21 protein-coding genes are annotated in these 24,512 nt (G+C 63.1%); 12 read left to right on the top strand and 9 right to left on the bottom strand.

What is annotated here, in order from left to right; translation table 11 throughout:
- Positions 1-45: 45 nt before the first annotated feature.
- From J3B00_RS00740 to choX, 5 genes are all read right to left on the bottom strand, one after another.
- Positions 46-303 (bottom strand): hypothetical protein, encoded by a 258-nt coding sequence (locus J3B00_RS00740; protein ID WP_209862158.1) that lies wholly within the window; start codon positions 301-303, stop codon positions 46-48.
- Positions 304-1,239: 936 nt separating this feature from the next.
- Complete coding sequence (locus J3B00_RS00735) at positions 1,240-1,710, bottom strand: thioesterase family protein (RefSeq protein WP_209862154.1); 471 nt, start codon at positions 1,708-1,710, stop codon at positions 1,240-1,242.
- A 10-nt stretch (positions 1,711-1,720) separates the two neighbouring features.
- Positions 1,721-2,686, bottom strand: a complete 966-nt coding sequence (locus J3B00_RS00730; RefSeq protein WP_209862150.1) for an L-carnitine dehydrogenase — start codon at positions 2,684-2,686, stop codon at positions 1,721-1,723.
- A gap of 24 nt (positions 2,687-2,710) precedes the next feature.
- Positions 2,711-3,595, bottom strand: coding sequence for a 3-keto-5-aminohexanoate cleavage protein (locus J3B00_RS00725; protein ID WP_209862147.1), 885 nt, complete (start codon positions 3,593-3,595; stop codon positions 2,711-2,713).
- A 114-nt stretch (positions 3,596-3,709) separates the two neighbouring features.
- Positions 3,710-4,654 carry a choline ABC transporter substrate-binding protein gene (gene choX, locus J3B00_RS00720; protein WP_209862143.1) on the bottom strand — a complete coding sequence of 315 codons (945 nt, stop codon included), beginning with the start codon at positions 4,652-4,654 and terminating at the stop codon, positions 3,710-3,712.
- A gap of 146 nt (positions 4,655-4,800) precedes the next feature.
- Between choX and J3B00_RS00715 the strand changes: the two genes are divergently transcribed.
- Entirely contained in the window at positions 4,801-5,748 is a 948-nt protein-coding gene (locus J3B00_RS00715; protein ID WP_209862127.1) for a GlxA family transcriptional regulator, read from the top strand.
- Positions 5,749-5,883: 135 nt separating this feature from the next.
- On the opposite strand, the gene J3B00_RS00710 is transcribed toward J3B00_RS00715, so the two are convergent.
- Positions 5,884-6,285, bottom strand: coding sequence for a lysozyme inhibitor LprI family protein (locus tag J3B00_RS00710; RefSeq protein ID WP_209862123.1), 402 nt, complete (start codon positions 6,283-6,285; stop codon positions 5,884-5,886).
- Between the two features lie 272 nt (positions 6,286-6,557).
- Here J3B00_RS00710 and J3B00_RS00705 point away from each other — a divergent pair, with 272 nt between their 5' ends.
- The 7 genes from J3B00_RS00705 (at position 6,558) to J3B00_RS00675 (ending at position 15,939) form a co-directional block, all read left to right on the top strand.
- Positions 6,558-7,535, top strand: a complete 978-nt coding sequence (locus tag J3B00_RS00705; RefSeq protein WP_209862119.1) for a dipeptidase — start codon at positions 6,558-6,560, stop codon at positions 7,533-7,535.
- 76 nt (positions 7,536-7,611) lie between these two features.
- Positions 7,612-8,142 carry a DUF5943 domain-containing protein gene (locus J3B00_RS00700; protein ID WP_209862116.1) on the top strand — a complete coding sequence of 177 codons (531 nt, stop codon included), beginning with the start codon at positions 7,612-7,614 and terminating at the stop codon, positions 8,140-8,142.
- A gap of 15 nt (positions 8,143-8,157) precedes the next feature.
- Positions 8,158-10,218: a dimethylglycine demethylation protein DgcA gene (gene dgcA / locus J3B00_RS00695; RefSeq protein ID WP_209862113.1), complete on the top strand. Its 2,061-nt coding sequence runs from the start codon at positions 8,158-8,160 to the stop codon at positions 10,216-10,218.
- Positions 10,219-10,393: 175 nt separating this feature from the next.
- The gene (gene dgcB, locus J3B00_RS00690) at positions 10,394-12,346 is read left to right on the top strand and encodes a dimethylglycine demethylation protein DgcB (RefSeq protein WP_209862100.1); all 1,953 of its coding nucleotides are present in this window, start codon (positions 10,394-10,396) and stop codon (positions 12,344-12,346) included.
- A complete protein-coding gene (locus tag J3B00_RS00685; protein WP_209862098.1) occupies positions 12,346-13,578 on the top strand; it encodes an electron transfer flavoprotein subunit alpha/FixB family protein in 1,233 nt (410 codons plus the stop codon). The genes dgcB and J3B00_RS00685 overlap by 1 nt, the downstream gene beginning before the upstream one ends.
- 10 nt (positions 13,579-13,588) lie before the next feature.
- On the top strand, positions 13,589-14,359 hold the full coding sequence (locus J3B00_RS00680) for an electron transfer flavoprotein subunit beta (RefSeq protein WP_209862095.1): 771 nt from the start codon (positions 13,589-13,591) through the stop codon (positions 14,357-14,359).
- A gap of 773 nt (positions 14,360-15,132) precedes the next feature.
- On the top strand, positions 15,133-15,939 hold the full coding sequence (locus tag J3B00_RS00675) for an RHS repeat-associated core domain-containing protein (protein ID WP_209862092.1): 807 nt from the start codon (positions 15,133-15,135) through the stop codon (positions 15,937-15,939).
- Between the two features lie 34 nt (positions 15,940-15,973).
- On the opposite strand, the gene gbcA is transcribed toward J3B00_RS00675, so the two are convergent.
- Positions 15,974-17,266, bottom strand: coding sequence for a glycine-betaine demethylase subunit GbcA (gene gbcA / locus J3B00_RS00670; protein WP_209862088.1), 1,293 nt, complete (start codon positions 17,264-17,266; stop codon positions 15,974-15,976).
- Positions 17,267-17,558: 292 nt separating this feature from the next.
- Between gbcA and gbcB the strand changes: the two genes are divergently transcribed.
- The gene (gene gbcB, locus J3B00_RS00665) at positions 17,559-18,659 is read left to right on the top strand and encodes a glycine-betaine demethylase subunit GbcB (RefSeq protein WP_209862084.1); all 1,101 of its coding nucleotides are present in this window, start codon (positions 17,559-17,561) and stop codon (positions 18,657-18,659) included.
- A gap of 140 nt (positions 18,660-18,799) precedes the next feature.
- Here the strand turns inward: gbcB and J3B00_RS00660 are convergent, their stop codons facing one another.
- Positions 18,800-20,425 (bottom strand): methyl-accepting chemotaxis protein, encoded by a 1,626-nt coding sequence (locus J3B00_RS00660; RefSeq protein ID WP_209862080.1) that lies wholly within the window; start codon positions 20,423-20,425, stop codon positions 18,800-18,802.
- A gap of 280 nt (positions 20,426-20,705) precedes the next feature.
- Here J3B00_RS00660 and J3B00_RS00655 point away from each other — a divergent pair, with 280 nt between their 5' ends.
- From J3B00_RS00655 to J3B00_RS00645, 3 genes are all read left to right on the top strand, one after another.
- Complete coding sequence (locus J3B00_RS00655) at positions 20,706-20,936, top strand: hypothetical protein (protein ID WP_209862077.1); 231 nt, start codon at positions 20,706-20,708, stop codon at positions 20,934-20,936.
- Positions 20,933-21,235, top strand: coding sequence for a cell division protein ZapA (locus J3B00_RS00650; protein ID WP_209862074.1), 303 nt, complete (start codon positions 20,933-20,935; stop codon positions 21,233-21,235). The genes J3B00_RS00655 and J3B00_RS00650 overlap by 4 nt, the downstream gene beginning before the upstream one ends.
- A 120-nt stretch (positions 21,236-21,355) precedes the next feature.
- Entirely contained in the window at positions 21,356-23,293 is a 1,938-nt protein-coding gene (locus tag J3B00_RS00645; protein ID WP_209862071.1) for a methyl-accepting chemotaxis protein, read from the top strand.
- A gap of 105 nt (positions 23,294-23,398) precedes the next feature.
- On the opposite strand, the gene J3B00_RS00640 is transcribed toward J3B00_RS00645, so the two are convergent.
- Positions 23,399-24,439 carry a low specificity L-threonine aldolase gene (locus tag J3B00_RS00640; protein WP_209862066.1) on the bottom strand — a complete coding sequence of 347 codons (1,041 nt, stop codon included), beginning with the start codon at positions 24,437-24,439 and terminating at the stop codon, positions 23,399-23,401.
- Positions 24,440-24,512: the final 73 nt, after the last annotated feature.

Genomic DNA, 24,512 nt, shown 5'->3' with positions numbered 1-24,512 from the left:
GCTTGAGATTGCCGGGGCTGCGCAGCAGCCCCAGGATCTCGGACATCAGCCGCGCTGGTTGAACTGCGCCAACGCCGGCAGCAACTGTTTGTCGATGGCCTGCCTCACCGCCGGCAGAATCGTCGCGCTACCGGTGTACATCTGCTCGACCATGCCCTTGAGCGCCCGCGCATTCGGCTCGGTGAGTCCGCGTACCACCACCTCGCAGGCCTGCTCGGCACTGGCACCCGCCGGGATGTCGAAGCCCCGCGCGCGCATCTGCCCCAACAGGTCGTCTTGATCAATCAAATCCGCATGCATCATGGCTGTTGTCCCTTTTATCGCTAAGAGAGTGCTGCTGTGATTTACGACCGATTCTGTGTCCAGCGCGACACGGCCGCAACAACAGAATGTCGTCATGACTGCTTTGGCTAAGAACAGGTCGTTCCCGGCTAAATCGACTGTGCGGGAAGCCAGCACACTGGGGGCATTCACCGATTCCGAGGGTTTGGTCACCTTCGCTCGACACAGTGGCTGTTGCTCGCTCTTGGCCCCGCTGGCTCACGGCTTTGCGGGGTTATTTTTTTTGGGGTTTTTCCGGGTTTTTCCGGGTTGGCGGGGGGGATGGGCGGCTTGTCGGGTGTGGGCTTATCCGTTTGATGGGGTGGGTTTTCTGGCCCCTTCCGCCCTTACGGCGGGTCACTTTTTGGCAAACGCCCCAAAAAGTAACCAAAAAGGTCTCGGCTCCGTCATCCGGCCCTCCGCTGCGCTCCGGGTTCCCTCGCTCCGGTCTTGCTCCGGGAGGACCGCGCTGTACGGCCCATCCTGGGCCTCAGCGCTTTCCGGCCATCCATGGCCTCCACCTCCCTGCGCAAGACCTCCACTCGGCCTCCTGAAGTCGCTGGTAGATCAAGAGCCAGATCAAGGTCAACAGCCAGGGCAACGGCAGGCGAATCGCTGCGCTCTCGCTTTGTTTGTTTACGAGCGGATTTGTGGGGTGGCTGGCAGGGCTGCGCCCTGCGATTTGCATTGGCAGTACCGGCCTCTTCGCGGGACAAGCCCGCTCCTACAGGGATTGCGCAAATTTTGAATTCAGCGCAAATCCTGTAGGAGCGGGCTTGCCCCGCGAAGAGGCCCGAATATCCACCACCCATGCCACTATCGAAGATAACGCCAGCCCAGACACCGCCCGTAATTTCGCGACTTCAGGAGACTGGAGCGAGGGAAACCGTAGCGCAATCACCAAGCCAACAGATTCCCTCACCCCTTAAGGCTGATGACCCGACCTTGATAGCGCGCAGGGGGCTGATCGTGTTGATCCTGCACCAGCGCCAGTATCAAGTCTTGGCTGGTCTGACTGAACGGCGCCGATTTCGGCCCTGCCAGATCCACATGCAACAGCATCTGCTCACTGGCCGCCAACGCTTCATCGAACCCCGCCCGGTGCAGGCTGTGGGACAGATGCAGGCGTTTGTGATCAACACCGATGATCTGCGTCTGCACCCACACCTCGGTACCCAGCTTTACCTCATGCAGGTAATTGATGTGCGCCTCCAGGGTGAACAGCGAATGCCCACGCTGGCCACGGCTGTCGGCGTCCAGGCCGATACGCTCCATCAGCGCATCGGTGGCGTAGCTGAAGATCAGCAGGTAATAGGCGTCGCGCAGGTGCCCGTTGTAGTCGACCCAGGCCTCCTCGACCGGGGTGCGGTAGGTGATCAGTGCCGGCATACGTCTCTCCTCACTCGGCAAAGGCCATGCCGTGCTTGGCCTTGGTGGTTTTCACCGCGTCCAGCACTGCCAGCAGGCAGTCATCACGATAGCGCTCCAGCGCGGCGATGCTGCGCTCGCCCTGTTGCTCGGCAGTGCCTTCGACCACATCGTCGATCAATTTGTCGGTCAACTGCGGCGCCGGCAGATAGGTCCAGGGCAACTGCAGGGCAGGGCCGAACTGGGCCATGAAGTGGCGCATTCCCGCATCGCCGCCGGCCAGGGTGTAGGTCAGGAAGGTGCCCATGAACGACCAGCGCAAGCCGGCGCCAAAGCGGATCGCGTCGTCTATTTCGCCGGTGGTTGCCACGCCGTCATTGACCAGGTGCAGAGCCTCGCGCCAGAGCGCTTCGAGCAGGCGGTCGGCGATAAAACCGGGGACTTCCTTGCGCACATGCAACGGGCGCATGCCGAGGGCGCTGTAGATGGTTTTCGCCGCCTCGATCGCCTCGGGCGCGGTGTTGCGACCACCGACGATTTCTACCAACGGCAGTAGGTAGACCGGGTTGAACGGATGGCCGACCACACAGCGCTCGGGGTGCGTCGCCGACTCATAGAACTCGCTGGGCAGCAGTCCGGAGGTGCTTGAGCCGATGATCGCGTTCGGCTTGGCCGCCGCGCTGATTCGGGCATGCAGATCAAGCTTGAGCTCCAGCCGCTCGGGGGCACTTTCCTGGATGAAATCGGCATCGCGCACGCAAGCTTCGATGGTGTCGACGAAGCGCAGGCGATCCTGCGCAGCGCCGGGTGCCAGGCCCTGTTTTTCCAGCGCTGGCCAGGCATTGGCGATGCGTTGGCGCAGGGCCTGTTCGGCGCCGGGGGCAGGGTCCCAGGCAATCACGTCCAGGCCGTGGGCGAGGGCGCGTGCCACCCAGCCGCTGCCGATGACGCCGCTGCCAAGCGCGGCGAAGGTGTTGATCTCGGTGATGAAGGGCATGTTGATCTCCTGAAAAAGGCGGGCTTAGCGGCGCTTGAGGTTCATTTTTGCCCGGCCTTCGGCAGGGGTGAGCACGCGGGCACCGAGGCGGCTGACGATCTCCACCGCGCGCTCGACCAGTTGGCCGTTGCTGGCCAGCACGCCCTTGTCCAGGTACAGGTTGTCTTCCAGGCCGACCCGCACGTTGCCGCCGAGCAGCACCGCCTGGGCGGCCATCGGCATCTGCATGCGGCCGATGCCGAAGCCGGCCCAGGTGGCGTCTTGCGGCAAGTTATCGACCATGGCCTTCATGGTCCCGGTGTCGGCCGGCGCGCCCCAGGGGATGCCCAGGCACAGCTGAAACAGCGGGTCGTCGAGCAGGCCTTCCTTGATCATCTGCTTGGCGAACCACAGGTGGCCGGTGTCGAAGATCTCCAGTTCGGCCTTTACGCCCAGTTCGCTGATGCGCTTGGCGCCCGCGCGCAGCTGCGCCGGGGTGGAAACGTAGATGGCATTGCCGTCGCCGAAGTTGAGCGTGCCGCAGTCAAGGGTGCAGATCTCTGGCAGCAACGCCTCGATGTGGGCCAGGCGCTCCAGCGGGCCGATCAGGTCGGTGCCGGGGCCGAACTCCATGGGCGATTCGCCGGGGCCGATCTCGAGGTCTCCGCCCATGCCGGCGGTGAGGTTGACGATGATGTCGACGTCGGCCTCGCGGATGCGCTCCATGACTTCCCGGTAGAGGTTGACGTCGCGGCTGAAACGCCCGGTTTGCGGGTCGCGGACGTGGCAGTGGACCACGGTGGCGCCGGCCTTGGCGGCTTCTACGGCGGCGGCGGCGATCTGTTGCGGGGTGACCGGGACCAGGTGGCTCTTGGCAACCGTGTCGCCAGCGCCGGTGAGGGCGCAGGTAATGATGACGTCGTGGTTCATGGCGTGATCCTTGTGATATCTGGTAGCTGTGTCTTTGTGGGAGCGCGCCGGCAAGGCCGCTCCTGCACCGACCAGGTAGACCTGTCAGTGGTGTAGGTGGCGAGAAAGGCTGTATCAGTTGGCGCTGAGCTTGATGTTTTCAGCGGCGGGCTTGCCGTCGAAGGTGGTGACGCCTTCGAGCCAGCGGGCCTTGTCTTCGGGGTGGTCCTGAAGCCACTGGCGGGCCGAAGCCAGGGCGTCCTTGTGATCGAGCAGCGGCTGCATCATGCGGCTCTCGGCTTCGGCGCTGAAGGTCAGGTTGGCCAGCAGACGGTTGGCATTGGGACAGCGCTCGGCGTAGTCCGGTGCAGTCACAGTCCAGACCGTCGCACGGCCTTCGTCGGGGCCGAGCGCGCCATCGCTGTTGCCCAGATAGGCCATGTCGACGTTGACGTTCATCGGGTGCGGCGCCCAGCCGAAGAACACCACCGCCTCCTTGCGCCGAACCGCGCGGTCGACCGCGGCGAGCATGCCGGCCTCACTCGATTCGACCAGCTGGAACTTGCCCAGGCCAAACTGATTCTTGGCGATCATGGCCTTGATCTGGGTATTGGCCCCCGAACCCGGTTCGATGCCGTAGATCTTGCCGCCCAGCTCCTTCTCGAACTTATGGATGTCGGCAAAGTTTTTCAGGCCCTTGTTGGCCAGGTACTTGGGCACGGCGAGGGTGGCCCGCGCATCGTTCAGGCTGGGCTCGGCGAGCACCTTGACCTGCTCGGCGTCGACGAACGGCGTGATGGTCTGGTTCATGATCGGGTTCCAGTAGCCGAGGAACATGTCCAGGCGCTTGTCGCGGATACCGGCGAAGATGATCTGCTGCGAGGCGCTGGTCTGCTTGGTCTGGTAGCCCAGGCCGTCGAGCAGCACTTGTGCCATGGCGCTGGTGGCGATGACGTCGGTCCAGTTGACCACGCCCAGGCGCACGTTCTTGCAGACGGCGGGCTCGGCGGCCAGCACCGGCGTCGCCAGGGTGGAACACAGGGCAAGGGACAACAGGCTGCGGCGGATCAAGCTGTGCATGGTGGCTCTCCATCGGCAGTGCATCTTGTTATGGTGGGCGGCCTCTGCGGACCGTGTGCTTAAGCTACGCCGCTGGCCGGCTGGAAATTCGCACCCTGGCGACCAACACTTGCACCCAAGCGACCACCTCTCCTGTGGAGCATTCGATGGCGGACACCATTCACTTCCTGTTGTTGCCGGGGTTCTCGGCGATGGGCTTCATCAGTGCCCTGGAACCGCTGCGCGTGGCCAACCGCTTTCGCGGGCCGTTGTACCGCTGGCGGGTGCTGAGCCTGGACGGCGGTGCGGTGCTGGCCAGCAATGGCATGTCGGTCAACGCCGATGGCGCGCTGGCCGAGGAGCCCGCGGGGCGGATGCTGCTGGTGGTCGCCGGCTTCGACCCGCTGGCGCACTTCGGGCCGCTGCTGCAGCAGGCGCTGCGCCGTTTCGATCATGAAGGGGGGATTGTCGGCGGCATCGATACCGGGGCGATGTTGCTGGCCGAGGCGGGTCTGCTCGATGGCCATCGGGCGACCTTGCACTGGGAGGCGCTGGAGGCGTTCAAGGAGCGTTATCCACGGTTGCAGGCGACCCAGGAGCTGTTCGAGATCGACCGCCGGCGGATCACCTGCGCCGGTGGCACCGCGTCGATCGACCTGATGCTGGACCTGATTGCCCAGGCCCATGGCAGCGAGTTGGCGGTGCAGGTGTCCGAGCAGTTCGTGCTGGGCCGGATCAGGCCGCGTCAGGATCACCAGCGCATGCAGATTGCCTCGCGGTATGGCATCAGCAACAAGAAGCTGGTCAAGGTGATTGGCGAGATGGAGCGCAATACCGAGCAGCCGCTCAATACCCAGGTGCTGGCGGATGCGGTGCAGGTGACCCGGCGCCAGCTGGAGCGGTTGTTTCGGCTGCACCTGGAGGACACGCCGAGCGGTTTTTACCTGCGGTTGCGGCTGGACAAGGCGCGGCAGTTGTTGCGCCAGACCGACATGAGCGTGCTGGAGGTGAGCATTGCCTGCGGGTTCGAGTCGGCGTCGTATTTTACCCGGTGTTATCGGGCGCGGTTTGCCCGGTGTCCGCGGGAGGATCGGCAGGTCAGTGGGGTGTCATGAGCTGTCCGGGTGCCTGTGCTGACGCCTTCGCGGGGCAAGCCCGCTCCTACAGGATTGGCGCAGATTCTGACTCCGGCGTAATTCCTGTAGGAGCGGGCTTGCCCCGCGAAGGCGTCAGCACAGGCACCACAATGACTATTGTTGGCCGATGGACTGCAGGTACTCCGAGCGGTCGTCGCTGCGCTGCGCCACACAGGTATTCCACGCCGCTTCAAAGGCCTTGCTGCCCGGCTTCTCAGCCAGGGTCTCGACCTTGCAATCAGCATCCCGCACTTGCGTCCACAACGTCTCGGCCGCCTGCAGACGCCCGGTCAGGGCCTCGACCTTGTCGGTTTCGTCCGGGTACTGGTCGTGAATCCGCTGGATGAGATCATCGAACGCCGCTTTCAGCTCGCGTTCGGCCGTCTGCTTGTTGAACAGCGCACACGCATACCCCTGCTGATCGCTGTCGACGTTGTCACACGGGGTGCTGTCTTCCTCGCCAGCGTGTGCGCCCAGCGCGACGGCCAGCAACACCAGCCATGCCATTGATTTCATCGGTGTTCTCCTAGACCGGCTGACTTATCCGGCTGATTCTCGCTCAGCCCAGGCGCAGGCGATAGCTCCCTGACGAAATGTTCATGAACGCCCTTATCGAGAGTGTCTCTCAACACCGCAGGCCGCGGTTCAGGGCACTTGTCGCGGATTGACGCTTTCGGCAAACCCCCTGTCGTTTTTGCATCCGGCTCGCCTGCCGCGCAGGCATATGCTGGCCCCAAAGCGCCGGCACATTGTTCGGCGCGACCCACTCAATAAAAGGGGACAGCCTGATGAGCCCAGCCGAACTACACGCCGACAGCATCGTCATCGATGGCCTGATCATCGCCAAGTGGAACCGCGAGCTGTTCGAGGACATGCGCAAAGGCGGCCTGACCGCGGCCAACTGCACGGTGTCGGTATGGGAAGGGTTCAAGGCTACCGTCGACCAGATCGCCGCCAGCCAGAAGCTGATCCGCGACAACAGCGACCTGGTGATGCCGGTGCGCACCACCGCCGACATCCGCAAGGCCAAGGAGCTGGGCAAGACCGGCATCCTCTTCGGCTTTCAGAACGCCCATGCCTTCGAAGACCAGATCGCCTACGTCGACGTCTTCAAGCAGCTCGGCGTGGGCATCGTGCAGATGTGCTACAACACCCAGAACCTGGTCGGTACTGGCTGCTACGAGCGTGATGGCGGGCTGTCCGGCTTCGGCCGCGAGATCGTCGCCGAGATGAACCGCGTCGGCATCATGTGCGACCTGTCCCACGTCGGCTCGAAGACCTCTGAAGAAGTCATCCTCGAGTCGAAAAAGCCGGTCTGCTACTCGCACTGCCTGCCCTCAGGTCTCAAAGAACATCCGCGCAACAAGTCCGATGCAGAGCTGAAATTTATTGCCGACCACGGCGGCTTCGTCGGCGTGACCATGTTCGCGCCGTTCCTCGCCAAAGGCATCGACTCGACCATCGACGACTACGCCGAGGCCATCGAGTACACCATGAACATCGTCGGTGAAGACGCCATCGGTATCGGTACCGACTTCACCCAGGGCCACGGCCAGGAGTTCTTCGAGTACCTGACCCACGACAAGGGCTATGCCCGTCGTCTGACCAGCTTCGGCAAGATCATCAACCCGCTGGGTATTCGTACCGTCGGCGAGTTCCCCAACCTCACCGAAACCCTGCTCAAGCGCGGCCACAGCGAACGCGTGGTGCGCAAGATCATGGGCGAGAACTGGGTCAACGTCCTCAAGGACGTCTGGGGCGAGTAAGCCGCTCTCCACGCCTTTCTGCCCCGGCCAGCAACGCCGGGGCCATCACACCCAAATTTTATGGAGTTGAGTTTCCATGGCCAAGATCGCCCCGCAATTGCCAATCGAAGTCGACAGCGAGACCGGTGTCTGGACCTCCGATGCCCTGCCGATGCTGTACGTACCGCGGCATTTCTTCGTCAACAACCACATCGGTATCGAGGAAGTGCTGGGCGCCGACGCCTATGCCGAGATCCTCTACAAGGCCGGCTACAAGTCGGCCTGGCACTGGTGTGAAAAAGAAGCCGAGTGCCATGGCCTGGAAGGCGTGGCGGTGTTCGAGCACTACATGAAACGTCTGTCGCAGCGCGGCTGGGGCCTGTTCGAGATCGAAGCGATCGACCTCGACAAGGGCACCTGCAGCGTCAAGCTCAAGCACTCGGCCTTTGTCTACGTGTACGGCAAGGTCGGGCGCAAGGTCGACTACATGTTCACCGGCTGGTTCGCCGGCGCAATGGACCAGATTCTCGCTGCCCGCGGCAGCTCGATCCGCACCGTGGCCGAACAGGTCTACGGCGGCTCGGAAGAAGGCCACGAAGATGGCCTGTTCGTTACAAGACCGTTGTAAGCCGGAGATAGCGTCATGGCCTTCGAAGCAATGTTCCAGCCGATCCAGATCGGCAAACTGACTATCCGCAACCGCGTGCTCAGCACCGCGCACGCGGAGGTGTATGCCACTGACGGCGGCATGACCACCGACCGCTACGTCAAATACTACGAAGAGAAGGCCAAGGGCGGTATCGGCATGGCCATCTGCGGCGGCTCGTCGGTGGTGGCCATCGACAGCCCGCAGGAGTGGTGGGCCTCGGTCAACCTGTCGACCGACCGCATCATCCCGCACTTCCAGAACCTCGCTGACGCCATGCACAAGCATGGCGCCAAGATCATGATCCAGATTACCCACATGGGCCGTCGCTCGCGTTGGGATGGCTTCAACTGGCCGACCCTGATGTCGCCGTCGGGCATCCGCGAACCGGTGCACCGTGCCACCTGCAAGACCATCGAGCCGGAAGAGATCTGGCGGGTGATCGGCAATTATGCGCAAGCCGCACGCCGGGCCAAGGCTGGCGGGCTGGACGGTGTCGAGCTGTCGGCAGTGCACCAGCACATGATCGACCAGTTCTGGAGCCCGCGGGTCAACAAGCGTACCGACGAATGGGGCGGCAGCTTTGAAGGCCGGATGAAGTTCGGCATGGAAGTGCTCAAGGCGGTGCGCGCCGAAGTCGGCGACGACTTCTGCGTGGGCATGCGTATCTGTGGTGACGAGTTCCACCCCGATGGCCTCAGCCACGAGGACATGAAGCAGATCGCCGCCTATTACGACGCCACCGGCATGGTCGACTTCTTTGGCGTGATCGGCTCGGGCTGTGACACCCACAACACCCTGGCCAACGTCATCCCCAACATGAGCTACCCGCCGGAGCCGTTCCTGCACCTGGCGGCGGGCATCAAGGAAGTGGTCAAGGTCCCCGTGCTGCATGCGCAGAACATCAAGGACCCGAACCAGGCCCAGCGCATCCTTGAAGGCGGCTATGTCGACATGGTCGGCATGACTCGTGCGCACATCGCCGACCCGCACCTGATCGCCAAGATCAAGATGGGCCAGGTTGACCAGATCAAGCAGTGTGTCGGTGCCAACTACTGCATCGACCGCCAGTACCAGGGGCTGGATGTGCTGTGCATCCAGAACGCCGCGACCTCCCGTGAATACATGGGCGTGCCGCATATCATCGAAAAATCCACCGGGCCCAAGCGCAAAGTGGTGGTGGTTGGCGCAGGCCCTGCGGGTATGGAAGCCGCACGGGTGGCTGCCGAGCGTGGTCACGACGTGACCTTGTTCGAGAAGAAAGACCAGATCGGCGGGCAGATCACCATCGCCGCCAAGGCGCCGCAGCGTGACCAGATCGCCGGTATCACCCGCTGGTACCAACTGGAACTGGCGCGCCTGAAAGTCGACCTGCGACTGGGCACTGCCGGCAGCGTCGATGCTATCCAGGACCTGCGTCCGGACGTCATCGTGCTGGCGGTGGGCGGTCATCCGTTCGTCGAGCAGAACGAGCACTGGGGCGCCGCCGAAGGCTTGGTGGTGAGCAGCTGGGACGTGCTCGACGGCAAGGTGGCGCCGGGCAAGAACGTGCTGGTGTACGACACCATCTGCGAGTTCACCGGCATGTCGACTGCGGACTTCATTGCCGACAAGGGCAGCCAGGTCGAGATCGTTACCGACGACATCAAGCCGGGCGTGGCCATGGGCGGTACTTCCTTCCCGACCTACTACCGCAGCATGTACCCCAAAGAAGTGATCATGACCGGCGACATGATGCTGGAAAAGGTCTACCGCGAAGGCGACAAGCTGGTGGCGGTGCTGGAGAACGAATACACCGGCGCCAAAGAGGAGCGGGTGGTCGACCAGGTCGTGGTGGAGAACGGTGTGCGCCCTGACGAAGCGTTGTACTACGCGCTCAAGGACGGTTCGCGCAACAAGGGCCAGATCGATGTGGAGGCGCTGTTTGCCATCCAGCCGCAGCCGATCCTGAGCGAGGCCGGCGATGGTTACCTGCTGTACCGCATCGGCGACTGTGTAGCCCAGCGCAACGTGCATGCGGCGATCTACGACGCCTTGCGCCTGTGCAAGGACTTCTGATCGCCAGCTCGCTACACACTGGCCCTTGTAGGAGCGGGCTTGCCCCGCGAATGCGTCAGCACGAACAACTCGGTTGTCTGAACTGACGCATTCGCGGGGCAAGCCCGCTCCTACAGGGGCAGTGCAGGATTCCAGGGGCCTGAACCCCTTGCAACCGCTGTTGTGGGAGCCTCCCATGTTGAACACCCTTCTACCTGTTCTGCTGTTCGCTGCCCTTGGCCTGGCAGTGCTCGGCGCCGTGCGCCGGGTGCGCATGTGGCGCCGTGGCCGGCCGTCCAAGGTCAACCTGCTCGCTGGGCTGCTGGCCATGCCGCGCCGCTATCTGGTCGACCTGCACCATGTGGTCGAGCGCGACAAATACATGTCCAATACCCACGTGGCCACGGCTGGTGGCTTCGTCCTGTCGGCAGCCCTGGCGATTCTGGTGCATGGCTTCGGCTTGCAGAGCAAGATCCTCGGCTATGCCTTGTTGTTGGCCACGGTGATCATGTTCACCGGCGCCCTGTTCGTCTTCAAACGCCGGCTCAATCCCCCTGCGCGCCTGTCCAAAGGCCCGTGGATGCGCCTGCCCAAGAGCTTGCTGGTATTTGCTGGCAGCTTCTTCATCGCCACCTTGCCGGTCGCCGGCATCCTCCCCGCAGGCACCGGTGGATGGGTGATGGTCGCGGTGCTCGGGCTTGGCGTGCTGTGGGGTGTGTCCGAGCTGTTCTTCGGCATGACCTGGGGCGGGCCGATGAAGCACGCTTTTGCCGGTGCCCTGCACCTGGCCTGGCACCGCCGCGCCGAGCGCTTTGGCGGCGGCCGCTCGACCGGCTTGAAACCGCTCGACCTGGAAGACCCCAACGCCCCTCTGGGCGTGGCCAAACCGGTCGATTTCACCTGGAACCAGCTGCTCGGCTTCGATGCCTGCGTGCAGTGCGGCAAATGTGAAGCGATGTGCCCGGCGTTTGCCGCCGGCCAGCCGCTGAATCCGAAAAAACTCATCCAGGACATGGTCATCGGCCTGGCCGGCGGCACCGACGCCAAGTTTGCCGGCAGCCCGTATCCGGGCAAGCCGATCGGCGAGCATGGCGGCCATCCGCACCAGCCGATCGTCAATGGTCTGGTCGACGCCGAAACCCTCTGGTCGTGCACCACTTGCCGCGCCTGCGTCGAGGAGTGCCCGATGATGATCGAGCACGTCGATGCCATCGTCGACATGCGCCGCCACCTGACTCTGGAAAAAGGCGCGACGCCGAACAAAGGCGCTGAAGTGCTCGACAACCTGATCGCCACCGACAACCCCGGCGGCTTCAACCCGGGTGGGCGGATGAACTGGGCTGCCGACCTGAACATGCAGCTGCTGGCGGATGTGAACAGCACCGAGGTGCTGTTCTGGGTCGGTGATGGCGCCTTCGACATGCGCAACCAGCGCACCCTGCGCGCCTTTGTCAAAGTGCTCAAGGCCTCTGGCGTGGACTTCGCCGTGCTCGGCCTGGAGGAACGCGACAGCGGTGACGTAGCGCGGCGCCTGGGCGACGAAGCGACCTTCCAGTCGCTGGCCAAGCGCAATATCCAGACCCTGGCCAAGTACCGCTTCCAGCGCATCGTCACCTGCGACCCGCACAGCTTCCATGTCCTGAAAAACGAATATGGCGCACTCGGTGGCAACTATGAGGTGCAGCACCACAGCACCTATATCGCTGAACTGATCGCCGCCAACAAGCTCAACCTCGGCCAGCACAAGGGCGGCAGCGTGACCTATCACGACCCGTGCTACCTGGGCCGCTACAACGGCGAGTACGAAGCCCCGCGTGAGGTACTTCGTGCACTCGGCATCGAGGTCCGCGAGATGGAGCGTTCGGGCTTCCGCTCGCGCTGCTGCGGCGGTGGCGGCGGTGCGCCGATCACCGACATCCCGGGCAAGCAACGGATCCCCGACATGCGCATGGACGACATACGCGAAACTCAGGCCGAACTGGTCGCGGTCGGCTGCCCGCAGTGCACGGCGATGCTCGAAGGCGTGGTCGAACCGCGCCCGCAGATCAAGGACCTCGCCGAACTGGTGGCAGACGTCCTGATCGAAGAGGACGCCGCGCCTGCCCCAAAGCCACAAGTGGCCAAACGTGAACCTGCGGAGGTGCACTGATGAGCGACATCATCCGCCGCGACCCACGCGCTGAGTGGATCGCCCGCAACCGTCTGCATCCGCTGCATGCGGCGATGCAGACGCAACAGACCCGCTGGATGGGGCCGAACGGCTTGATCCGCAAGAACCCTCATGCGATTGCGGCAGGCTTCATTGGCCCCAGCGGCCTCAAGCGCATCGACCGTAGCGGCGCCCAGCAGGGCACCGCTGTCGGCGGCCGGCGCACGGCCGCCGCCGAAGTTCAGTTGCCGTTGCACCAGGTGGCAGCCCCGGCGTTCTACATCGCCGTGGTGCCGGACATGATCGGTGGGCGCCTCGGCAGCCATGACCGTGACCTGCTCGGCCTCGCCCATAGCCTCGCCGGCAGCGACGGCGCGGTGCTGGCGATCGTCTTTGGCGAACACAAGGAAAGCAACTTTTCCACAGCTGGCGTCGATCGCCTCTTGGTCATCGACGGCGAGGAATTCCAGGGCTACGCGCCGGAGCAACTGGTGCAGGGCCTGCGCGCTGTGGATAACCAGTTCAGCCCGCGCCACTGGCTGCTGCCCGACAGCCGCACCGGCGGTGGCGAGCTCGGTCGGCGCCTGGCCGCGGCCATGGGCGAGCGCCCGGCGACGCGGGTCTGGCAGGTCAAGGACGGCCAATGCATCGGCCGCGCGGGCGCTGGTCAGCAAGACATTCAGCGCGGCATGGCACGGTTGATCCTGGCCGCTGCCGAGTGCGCCGAGCCGGTCAACGAAACCCGCCACGAAGCGCTCCCGGTCGAGTTATCCACAAACGTCGCGCGCAGCTTGTCGCGTATCGACGATCTCGGCCCGGTGGCCGTCGACCCGGCGGCAATCGCCATGGCCGAGTCCGAATTCATCGTGTCGGGCGGCAACGGCGTCAAGGACTGGGATCTTTTCCACAGGGCGACCGCCGCCTTGGGCGCGACCGAAGGTGCTTCGCGGGTGGCGGTGGACGACGGCTTCATGCCGCGCACGCGCCAGGTCGGCGCGACCGGTACCTGGGTCACGGCGCGGGTCTATGTGGCTGTGGGTATCTCTGGCGCGATCCAGCACCTGCAGGGCATCGGCGCCTGCGACAAGGTGGTCGCGGTGAACATGGACCCTGGCTGCGACATGATCAAACGGGCTGACCTGTCGGTGATTGGCGACAGCGCGGCGATTCTTCAGGCCCTGATCGACGCTGTGGATAACTACCGCAACGGCGCCCAGCGCGACGCGGCATAAGGACACGAGCATGAGTACCAAAGTCATCAGCCTGGTCTCCATTGGCGCTCACCCCAGCTCCGGGCGCACGCGGCGTGCCGAGCAGGATGCCCGCGCGGTGGAACTGGGCTTGCAGCTGGCTGGGGATAACTTGCAGGTGGTGCATGCCGGTGATCCCCGTGAGGAAGCCTTGCGTGCCTACCTGGGCATGGGCCTGGAGCATCTCGATGTGTTGGAACAGCCCGCCGGCGCAGATGTGCTCGAGGTGCTGGGTGATTACCTGCGTGAGGCGGGCGCGCAACTGGTGCTGACCGGCAGCCAGGCAGAGACCGGCGAGGGCTCGGGCATGCTGCCGTTCTTGCTGGCGGAGAAGCTGGGCTGGCCGCTGATCGTTGGTTTGGCTGAGGTCGAGTCAATCGAGAACGGCACCGCGCAGGTCTTGCAGGCCTTGCCGCGGGGCCAGCGGCGTCGTTTGAAAGTGCGCCTGCCGTTGCTGGCGGCTGTGGATAACGCCGCGCCAAAGCCGCGCCAGAGCGCTTTCGGCCCGGCCCGCCGTGGTGCATTGGCGGCGCGCAATGTTGAGGTGGTGGACGATGCCCTGTTGGCCGATGCCGAACTGCAACCGGCGCGACCGCGACCCAAGCGACTCAAGGTGATCAAGGCGAAGAGCGGCGCTGACCGGATGAAGGCTGCCACGGCCAAGGCCAGTGGCGGCGGGGGCAAGGTACTCAAGGATGTTTCTCCACAGGAGGGCGCCGAGGCGATTCTCAAGTTGTTGGTGGAGGAGGGGGTATTACGCTGAACAGGCTGAGCCCCTCGCGCGCTCATTTATCGCGCAAGACCCTGTAGGAGCGGGCTTGCCCCGCGAAGAGGCCAGTCCAGACGGCCAATATGTAGGGCACCGGCTTTGCCGGTGTTCGCGGGGCAAGCCCGCGCCTACAGGCTGTTTAGTATTTTCACGGGCCAACCGCTGACGCTTACACACAATCTCTGTTCGCCACTCTGTGGATAAAGTGTTTGTGCATCGCTACAGGCCAATGAATCCAAGTGCTGTAGAGGTATGGTCAAAAAACGATCAACTTAAGCCATGGATTTCCATGGCTTTTTTATTTCTCGAATGCGGTGGTCCTAAGATTTTGCCCACAATCGCTGTTGGCGGCTCTGTGGATAACGTGTTGGGCATCGGCTGAAAGGCACGCTGGGCAAGGGCTGCAAAGGATTGATCAGAAATTGATCGATTCGCCGATAAATCCAGTAAAGCCAGCACTACCAGCGGCCTCGCACGGTTATCCACAAGTCTTTTTTCAGCGCGGCAAGTTTTGCACACAAAGTCTGTTGGTCTCTCTGTGGACAACGTGTTCGGTCATTGCTGCAGCCCTTCGCTACCAGGGGCTGTAGTGTTTTGATCAAAATTTGAACAGTCGAACGTCGGGTGTTAAGCGATGTTGGATGGCAACAACCCTTGGCGCCCTGTGGATAAACCGCCCTTGCTGCCGCCAAGCCTAGTATTTATGCCAGTTATGCGGGTTGTGTCGAGTTGCTAAGGTTGCCAGGTATTTAAGCGAGGGCACAAATATGCGTGCTACCTATCTGCTCGGTACTGACCGTCAGCAGTCAACCCTGAATGGCAGCGGATTTGCTGCACGAGCCTATACGCCCTACGGTGCGTTGGCGGCCTCCACTGGCCCCGCTCTGGGCTATGCCGGGCATCCGCCTGATCCGTTGACCGGGCACTATCATCTGGGTAATGGCCATCGCACTTACAATCCACATTTACAGCGCTTCAACGCAGCAGATCGTCTGAGTCCATTCGGCAAGGGCGGGCTCAACAGCTACGCCTATTGCCTCGGTAATCCAATCAAGTACCGCGATCCTAGCGGGCAGGCGGTTGAGGATTATCTTTTTCCTGCTTTGAGCGTGCTCTCCAACCTGCTCGGTGTGTTCATCACCGGGATGAAGATGCGCTCAATGCTGAAGTTGAGAAAGATCAACAGTTCCAGTCCAGGCTTCACGGTCGCAGGAGTGGATGCCGCAATTCCCCCTGCGGCAACCCGAAAGGAGTGGGCCCTGTCGGCGGTCAGTGGTTTTTCTGGTGTCGTTGGATTAGGTGTGGGGATTAGCCGAATAGCGGAGCCAGGCAAGGAGTGGCAATCCTGGGTGCTCGCAGGTCTTACAGGAGTATCGCTTGTCACCAGTGGTATGGAGGCTTGGAAGATGTTTGGCCACAAGCCTTGGAAGCCACTCGAAGTCGATGCGTTGCAAATGTTTCGCTTACCTTACCCAGGATCTCAAACCAGCCGGTCACCTAGCCCGAGTTCGATACATGCACGGCGGATCAGGCAGGGGTCACCAGAAGTGCCACCAGGCACTCAAGTGAGATAGCGGCGGGCGCCGCTATCGGGCCTTGGGTTAGACGTTACTGAGCCTGTACTTCCTTCAGATAAGGCGCCGGCTCCGCCCCGAGGTTTTCCAGCACCCGCTGGCTGTACCAGTCGATGAAGTTCACCACGCCAAACTCATAGGTCTGCGAGTAGGGCCCAGGCTGGTACGCGGTGGAGTTGATCCCGCGCTGGTTCTCTTCGGCCAGACGACGGTCCTGGTCGTTGGTCGCGTCCCATACCTTGCGCATCTGATCCGGGTCGTAATCGACGCCTTCGACCGCATCCTTGTGCACCAACCACTTGGTGGTGACCAGGGTTTCCTGCGCGCTGATCGGCCACACGGTGAAAACGATCATGTGATCGCCCATGCAGTGGTTCCACGAATGCGGCAGGTGCAGGATGCGCATCGAGCCGAGGTCGGGGTTCTTGATCCGGCCCATCAGCTTTTTGCAGGCCTGCTTGCCGTCCATGGTCATCGACACGGTGCCTTTGAGCAGCGGCATGCGCACGATGCGGTTACGCAGGCCGTGGCTCTTGTGCAGGTAGGGGATCTTCTCGGCGTCCCAGGCAGCAGCCGAAGCCGCGACGTGGTCCTTGAAGGCCTGGTCGGCGCGCGGGTCTTCGGTGTCGTCCCATTCGAGCAGGGTTTTCAGCAGTTCGGGGTGTGAACCGTTGCAGTGATAGCACTCGCGGTTGTTTTCCAGCACCAGCTTCCAGTTGGCCTTTTCCAGCAACTGGGTCTGCACCGCGATCTTGGTGTTCTCCATGTCGTACGGTTCCATGTAATGGTCCAAGGTGGCCAGGAACTCGTCGATGGCTGGCGGGTTCTCCGCCAGGCTGATGAAAATGTAGCCACCCGCAACCTTCACATTGACTGGCTTGAGGCCGTACTGCTTCATGTCGAAGTCGGCGCCCATTTCGGTGCCGGCGAACAGCAGGCGGCCGTCCAGCTCGTAGGTCCACTGGTGGTAGTGGCAGACCAGCTTGGCCACCTTGCCCTTGTCGCTGGTGCACAGGCGCGAGCCGCGGTGGCGGCAGACGTTGTGGAAGGCGTGCACCTTGCCCTCGGCGCCACGGATGACGATGATCGGGTTCTTGCCGATCTGCAGGGTGATGAAGTTGCCCTTGGCCGGGATCTCGCAGGTCATTCCGGCGATCAGCCATTCCTTGTGGAAGATCTCCTGCATGTCGATCTGAAACAGACGCTCGTCGGTGTAGAACGGCTGGGGCAGCGAGTAGGTGCGCTCGCGGGTCTGCAGCATCTCGGCGGTGGCCTTGCGTGCTGCTTCCAGTGGATCGCCCAGGCTCAGGGTTGCGGTGACGTCCATCGTTGTATCCTCATGGCCGATAAGGGCCGGCGAAAGGTGGCTAATCGTTGTGGTGGTGCCGCAGGGCTGACTGCAAAAACATCAGTTCTATTTGCGGTGGAGTGTGCGATTTGCGCGGTCACGAGCCGTATCCATGGGCGACATGGCCGAATCGAATTCCGACGCGCCAGCCCTTGCAGGCTGGGGCTGGTCGCGATAAGCACGCCGATGTCGCTGGCAGGAAAGTGCTACGCCCGAGGCTTGAGCATTATCGGAGCCATAAAAGGCCGGTAGTCGGCCGCTGGAGAAGAACATGTCCGATACTTTCCTCAACCCGGTCACTACCCAGACCTGGGCCAATGGCCGCCACATCGTGCGCTGCGTCAAGGTCATCCAGGAAACCTGGGATGTGCGCACTTTCTGCTTCATGGCCGACCAGCCAATCATGTTCTTCTTCAAACCGGGCCAGTTCGTCACCCTTGAGCTTGAGATCGAAGGCAAGCAGGTGATGCGCTCGTACACCATCTCCAGCTCGCCGTCGGTGCCTTACAGCTTCTCCATCACCGTCAAGCGGGTACCGGGCGGGCATGTCTCCAACTACCTGCATGACACCATGCACGAAGGTGCCGAGCTGCCGGTGCACGGTCCGGTGGGGCTGTTCAATGCCATCGACTATCCCGCTGCCAAGCTGCTCTACCTGAGCGGCGGCGTCGGCATCACGCCGGTGATGTCCATGGCCCGTTGGTTCTATGACACCAACGCCAATGTCGACATGGTCTTCGTGCACAGCGCGCGCTCACCGAAAGACATCATCTTCCACCGCGAGCTCGAGCAGATGGCGTCGCGGATTCCCAACTTCAGCCTGCATATCATTTGCGAGAAGCACGGGCTGGGTGAGCCGTGGGCCGGTTATCGCGGCTACCTGAACCAGCGCCTGATGGAGTTGATTGCGCCGGACTACATGGAGCGCACGGTGTTCTGCTGCGGACCGACGCCTTACATGAGCGCGGTCAAGCGCATGCTCGAAGCGGTTGGTTTCGACATGAAGAACTACCACGAGGAGTCGTTCGGGGCGACCCCGGCAGAGGCCAAGGCCGATGCGGTGGAGCATGCCGAGCAGGCCGCGGATGCGCCGGAAGTGGACCTCTCGGATCTGAACCTGGTGGAGTTCGTCGGCAGCGACAAGAGCATTCGGGTGGGGCCGGGCGAGACCGTGCATGCGGCGGCGGCCAAAGTCGGGCTGATGATCCCCAAGGCCTGCGGCATGGGCATTTGCGGGACGTGCAAGGTGCTCAAGCTGGGCGGCGAGGTGGAGATGGAGCACAACGGCGGGATCACCGAGGACGACGAGGCCGAAGGGTACATCCTGTCGTGCTGCAGCGTGCCGAAGGGGGACGTGCGGATCGAGTACTGATCCGTAATTTTGCGGCCGCTGCGCGGCCCTTTCGCGACACAAGGCCGCTCCCACAGACTGCGGCGCTTTCAGGCGTACGCAACCTGTAGGAGCGGCCTTGTGTCGCGAAAGGGGCGCGTAGCGGCCCCAGGTTCTTCAGGTCAGGTACGGAAGCGCGCCACCAACCCATTCAGGTCCACCGCCAGGCGCGACAGCTCGTTGCTCGCCGCGCTGGTCTGATGGGCACCGGTCGCACTCTGCACCGACAGGTCATTGATGTTGACCAGGTTCCGGTCCACCTCACGCGCCACCTGCGCCTGCTCTTCGGCAGCGCTGGCGATCACCAGGTTACGCTCGTTGATCTGCGCTACCGCCCCGGCGATGGTATCCAGCGCCATGCCGGCGCCACGGGCGATGTTCAAGGTCGACTCGGCACGCTCGGTGCTGGTGCGCATCGAGTCCACCGCCTCCTCGGTGCCGCCCTGGATACTGCCGATCATCCGCTCGATCTCGCTGGTCGACTGCTGAGTACGGTGGGCCAAGGCCCGCACCTCATCCGCCACCACCGCAAAACCACGTCCGGCCTCACCGGCACGCGCCGCCTCGATGGCCGCATTGAGCGCAAGCAGGTTGGTCTGGTCAGCCAGACCGCGGATCACGTCCAGCACCTTGCCGATATCCCGCGACTGCTCAGCCAGGTGGGTAATCAGCTTCGCCGTGGCCTGCACATCGCCACTCATGCGTTCGATGGCGCCCACGGTCTCGATCACCAGGTCACGGCCATCACCGGCCGAGCGGCTGGCTTCGGCCGACGCCTCGGAAGTGCTCACGGCATTGCGCGCGACTTCTTCGACAGCGCTGGTCATCTCGGTAACAGCCGTGGCGGCCTGTTCGATTTCATTATTCTGCTGCTGCAGGCCGCGGGCACTCTCGTCGGTGACGCTGTTGAGCTCTTCGGCGGCGGACGCCAATTGGGTCGCTGAGCCGGCGATCAGTTGCAGGGTGTCGCGCAGCTTGTCTTGCATGCGGGCCATGGCCCGCAGCAGGCGGGCGGCTTCGTCGGTGCCTTCGGCGCGGATGACCTGGGTCAGGTCGCCGTCGGCCACCAGCTCGGCGGCCCGCAGCGCTTCGTCGATCGGTTTGACAATGCTGCGGGTCAGCAGCAGGGCGCACAGCAGGGTCAGCACGGTGGCGGCGACCAACAGGCTGATCACCAGGGTGAACGCGCTCGAGTACTGGCTGGCGGCGGTCTGGTTGGTCTGGCGGGTCTGCTCGGTATTGATCCGCAGCAAGGTGGCCATGACCTGATTGATCTGCTCGGAGTTGGCCAGCAGGTCGCGGTTGAGCAGGTCGCGCAGTTCGTCAATGCGGTCGGCCTGGCTCAAGCTACGCATGCGCGATTCAAGCTGGCGATACTGGCCAAGCACCTGCCCATACTGGTCGAAGGCGGCTTGTTCGTCGGCGGCGCTGATCAACGGCTGGTAGGCACGCTTGGCCTGGTCGATCTGGGCGTTGCGTTCATCCAGCAGGCGCAGGGTGTCTTGCTGGGTCGCCGGGTCGCGGTTAATCAGCAGGCGGTAGGACAGGGTACGCATGCGCAGGTTGAGCGCGGTCAGATCATCGAGAATCTTGATACTCGGCACGCTGATGGTTTCGATAGCCACCCCGGCCTGGCGGATATTGCCCATCTGGACCAGCGAGAAGACACCGAGGCCGAGCATCAGCAGGCCAATCAGGGCGAAGCCGAGCAGCGCCCGCGGGGCGATGTTCATGTTGCGTAGAGACATGGGGGGGGAAATCCAGGCGAGAAGAGAGGGGCGGTCCATGCGACGAAACAAGACCTACCTGGGTATCGGTCGTGACCGGCGAGTCTTGAGTGTGACCGCTAAAACGCGGTGCTCGCTTCGCGGTTTCCTGACCGGCGGTTGACCCAGGTCGGAACAAGATGGGTGATCCCCTGTCAATCTGCCCAGGCTGTAGCCTTTTGATCCTGATTTTTAATGGCGGGGGCGCGTGCTGTTCTTTATCCTGTGCGCCCCTTGCAACAACCCGAGATAGACAGACCCCATGTTGGAATCGTCCCTGAATCAACTCGAGCAACTGGTCACCGACCTGATGCAGAAAAACGCCCTGCTGAGCGAGCAGAATGCCGTCATCGCCCAGCAGCTGGCCCAGGCCAAGGAAGAGAACGACAGCCTGCAGCTGTCGCTGATGGAGCAGGAAGAAAAGCACGGCGCTACCGCCGCGCGGATCCAGGCCCTGGTAGAGCGTGCTAGCGCAGGTGCCGTCAACGCATGAAACTGCAAGCGCAGCCGATCAATGTCGTGTCGATCCTCGGCATCGACTATTCGATCAAGGCGCCCGAAGGCCAGGAAGAGACCCTGTCGCAGGCTGTGCGGATGCTCAACACCGCCTTGGCTGAAACCAAGCGTCAGTACCCTACTTTGATTGGCGACAAGCTGCTGGTGCTAGCGGCGTTGAACCTGTGCTCCAAGCAGATCGAACTGCAGAAAGAGCATCAGCAGACGCTTGTGCGCACCCAGGCGCAGATCGACGCTACCGTCGATGCCATCGTCCGCACGATCGGCGAAGCCTGACTATTTTTGGGGCTGCTTTGCGGCCCCAATCGTTCCTGAGTACTGCCACAGTAATCTGGAATAACTGGATACGTAAGTGTATACACTTCTCCCAAACAATAATTGGTGGGGAGCAAGGGCATGCGCATCTGGCGGCGGAGTATCCAGTGGCAATTGATCACCAGCATGGGCGCGGCCCTGCTGGTGAGCATTCTCGTGGTAGTGGCGATCTATACCGTGGCGGTCAATCGCCTGACCGAGCGCTACCTGCTCGACACGGCCCTACCGGCCAGCATCGAAGCGATCCGCAACGACATCGAGCGCATGCTCAGCCAGCCCTTGGTGGCTGCCGCGGACATCGCCGGCAATACGCTGCTGCGCGACTGGTTGGCCGCGGGCGAAAACCCCGCTGAAGCGCCGCGTTTCATTGAATACCTGCAAGCCGCCAAGCAGCGTAACCAGGCCTTCACGGCACTGTTCGCCTCGACCACGACCGGCCACTACTACAACGAGAATGGCCTTGATCGTACCCTTAGCCGCAACAACCCCAAGGACAACTGGTTCTACGGCTACGTCGACAGCGGCGCCGAGCGCCTGATCAATATCGACGTCGACGGCGCCACTGGCGAAGTGGCGTTGTTCATCGACTACCGGGTGGAGAAAGACGGCCAATTGGTCGGTGTCGCGGGGATGGGGCTGCGCCTGACCGAACTGTCGAAATTGATCCACGATTTCAGCTTTGGCGAGCACGGCAAGGTGATGCTGGTACGCAACGACGGCCTGATCCAGGTGCATCCGCAAAACCAGTTCAGCGCCAAGCGCCAGCTCACTGAGCAGGTCGGTGCCGAGGCCGCCAAGGCGGTCATGGCGCCAGGCCAGCGCCTGCACAGCAGTCGCTTCACGCGTGATGGTGAAGACTACCTTGCCCTCGGCTTGCCCCTGCGCGACCTCAACTGGACGCTGGTGGCCGAGGTGCCGGAAGCCGAGATCTATGCGCAAATGCGCCAGGCGGTATGGCTGACCAGCTTGATTGGTGGCGCCGTGGCGCTGGTCTCGCTGCTCCTGGTGGTGCTGCTGGCGCGTGGCCTGGTGCGGCCGATACGCCAGGTGACCGCGGCGCTGGTGCAGATCGGCAGCGGAGCGGGTGATCTCAGCCACCGCCTGGACGATGCGCGTGAAGATGAACTGGGCGACCTGGCGCGTGGCTTCAATCGATTTCTGGATAGCCAGCGCGCGCTGATCGGCGACGTCTTGCGCACCACCGAGCGCCTGCATCATTCGGTGGCGCAGGTGACCCAGGTGGTGGATGACACCGCGCAGCGCTCCGGGCGCCAGCAGGAGATGACTGAAATGGTCGCCACGGCAGTGCACGAGATGGGCCTGACCGTTCAGGACATTGCGCAGAACGCCGGCCATGCCGCGCACGCTTCGCAGTCGGCGCGCGACGAAGCGTTGCAGGCGCGTGAAGTGGTGCGTCGCTCGGTGCACGGCATCGAAGGCATGTCGGGGGAGATTGGCCGGGCGGCAGGCGCGGTCGAGCAACTGGCGAGCGAGGTTGCCTCGATCGATGAAGTGCTGGCGGTGATCCGTAGTATCTCCGAGCAGACCAACCTGCTGGCGCTGAATGCTGCTATCGAAGCGGCGCGTGCCGGGGAGATGGGCCGGGGCTTTGCAGTGGTGGCTGATGAAGTGCGGACCTTGGCCCGGCGCACGCAGCTATCTACCGATGAAGTGCAGCAGATGATTCAGCGGCTCAAGCAGGGTGCGGGCAGTGCGGTGACATCGATGCAGGCGGGGCAGGCGGCTACTGGCAGCGGGGTCGAGTCGAGCCAGCGCACCGGAGCGTCGTTGGCGGCGATTACCGATCAGGTGGAGCGCATCAGTGACATGAATCATCAGGTGGCGACGGCGACCGAGGAGCAGTCGGCGGTGACGGAAGAGATCAACCGGACCGTGCAGGGGATTTCCGACCTGGCGCGGGAGACGGCAGCCGAAGTGCAGGAGTGTCGCGAGGCATGTCAGGCGTTGCGTGGTTTGACGGATGATCTGGCGCGGCAGATGGGTGGGTTCCGCCTGTAGTTGTCGGTGGCTGCTGACGGCCTCTTCGCGGGGCAAGCCCGCTCCTACAGGACCGCGTGCATCGCAAATCCTGTAGGAGCGGGCTTGCCCCGCGAAGGCGGTCGGTCAGCCAGCGACGATGGCGCGGATATCCGCCGCCAGCTCCCGCACCCGCGCTTCCTGGGTATCCCACGAGCACATGAACCGCGCGCCACCGCTGCCAATAAAGGTATAGAAGCGCCAGCCCTTGCCGCGCAGTGCCTCCAGCACCGGCTCCGGCATCTGCAGGAACACCCCGTTGGCTTCCACCGGGAACATCAGCTCAACCCCGGGCACGTCACTCACCAGCGACGCCAGCAACTGCGCGCAGTGGTTGGCGTGGTTGCCATGGCGCAGCCAGGCGCCGTCTTCCAGCAAGCCCACCCAGGGCGCCGAGAGGAAGCGCATTTTCGACGCCAGCTGCCCGGCCTGCTTGCAGCGGTAGTCGAAGTCTTCGGCCAGCTCGCGGTTGAAGAACAGGATCGCCTCGCCCACCGCCATGCCGTTCTTGGTCCCGCCAAAACACAGCACATCGACGCCGGCCTTCCAGGTCAGCTCGGCCGGCGAGCAGCCAAGGAACGAGCAGGCGTTGGTAAAGCGCGCGCCGTCCATGTGCAGGTTCAGGCCCAGCTCCTTGCAGGTGGCGCTGATCGCCTTGAGCTCGTCGGGGCGGTACACGGTGCCGACTTCAGTGGCCTGGGTGAGGGTCACCACGCGCGGCTTGGGGTAGTGGATGTCCTGGCGCTTGAGGGCGACTTCGCGGATCGATTCTGGGGTGAGCTTGCCGTTGACGCTGGGCGCGGTGAGCAGCTTGGAGCCGTTGGAGAAGAACTCCGGCGCGCCACATTCGTCGGTTTCAACGTGGGCGGTCTCGGAGCAGATCACGCTGTGGTAGCTCTGGCACAGCGAGGCCAGGGCCAGCGAGTTGGCGGCGGTACCGTTGAAGGCGAAAAACACTTCGCAGTCGGTTTCGAACAGTTTGCGGAAGTATTCCGAGGCGCGCTCGGTCCACTGATCGTCGCCGTAGGCGCGTTCGTGGCCCTGGTTGGCCTTGGCCATCGCGGCCCAGGCTTCGGGGCAGATGCCGGAATAGTTGTCGCTGGCGAATTGTTGGCTGTTATCTGTCATGACACGGTCCTGTGAACGACGCAGACCCGCACTCTAAACCATGATTCCGCGGGTTGCCTATACAACCTGTGTG

This window comes from Pseudomonas sp. BP8 (genome assembly GCF_017875955.1).
In the GTDB taxonomy this organism is placed as follows: domain Bacteria; phylum Pseudomonadota; class Gammaproteobacteria; order Pseudomonadales; family Pseudomonadaceae; genus Aquipseudomonas.
This window is presented reverse-complemented; position numbering and strand designations above follow the sequence as displayed.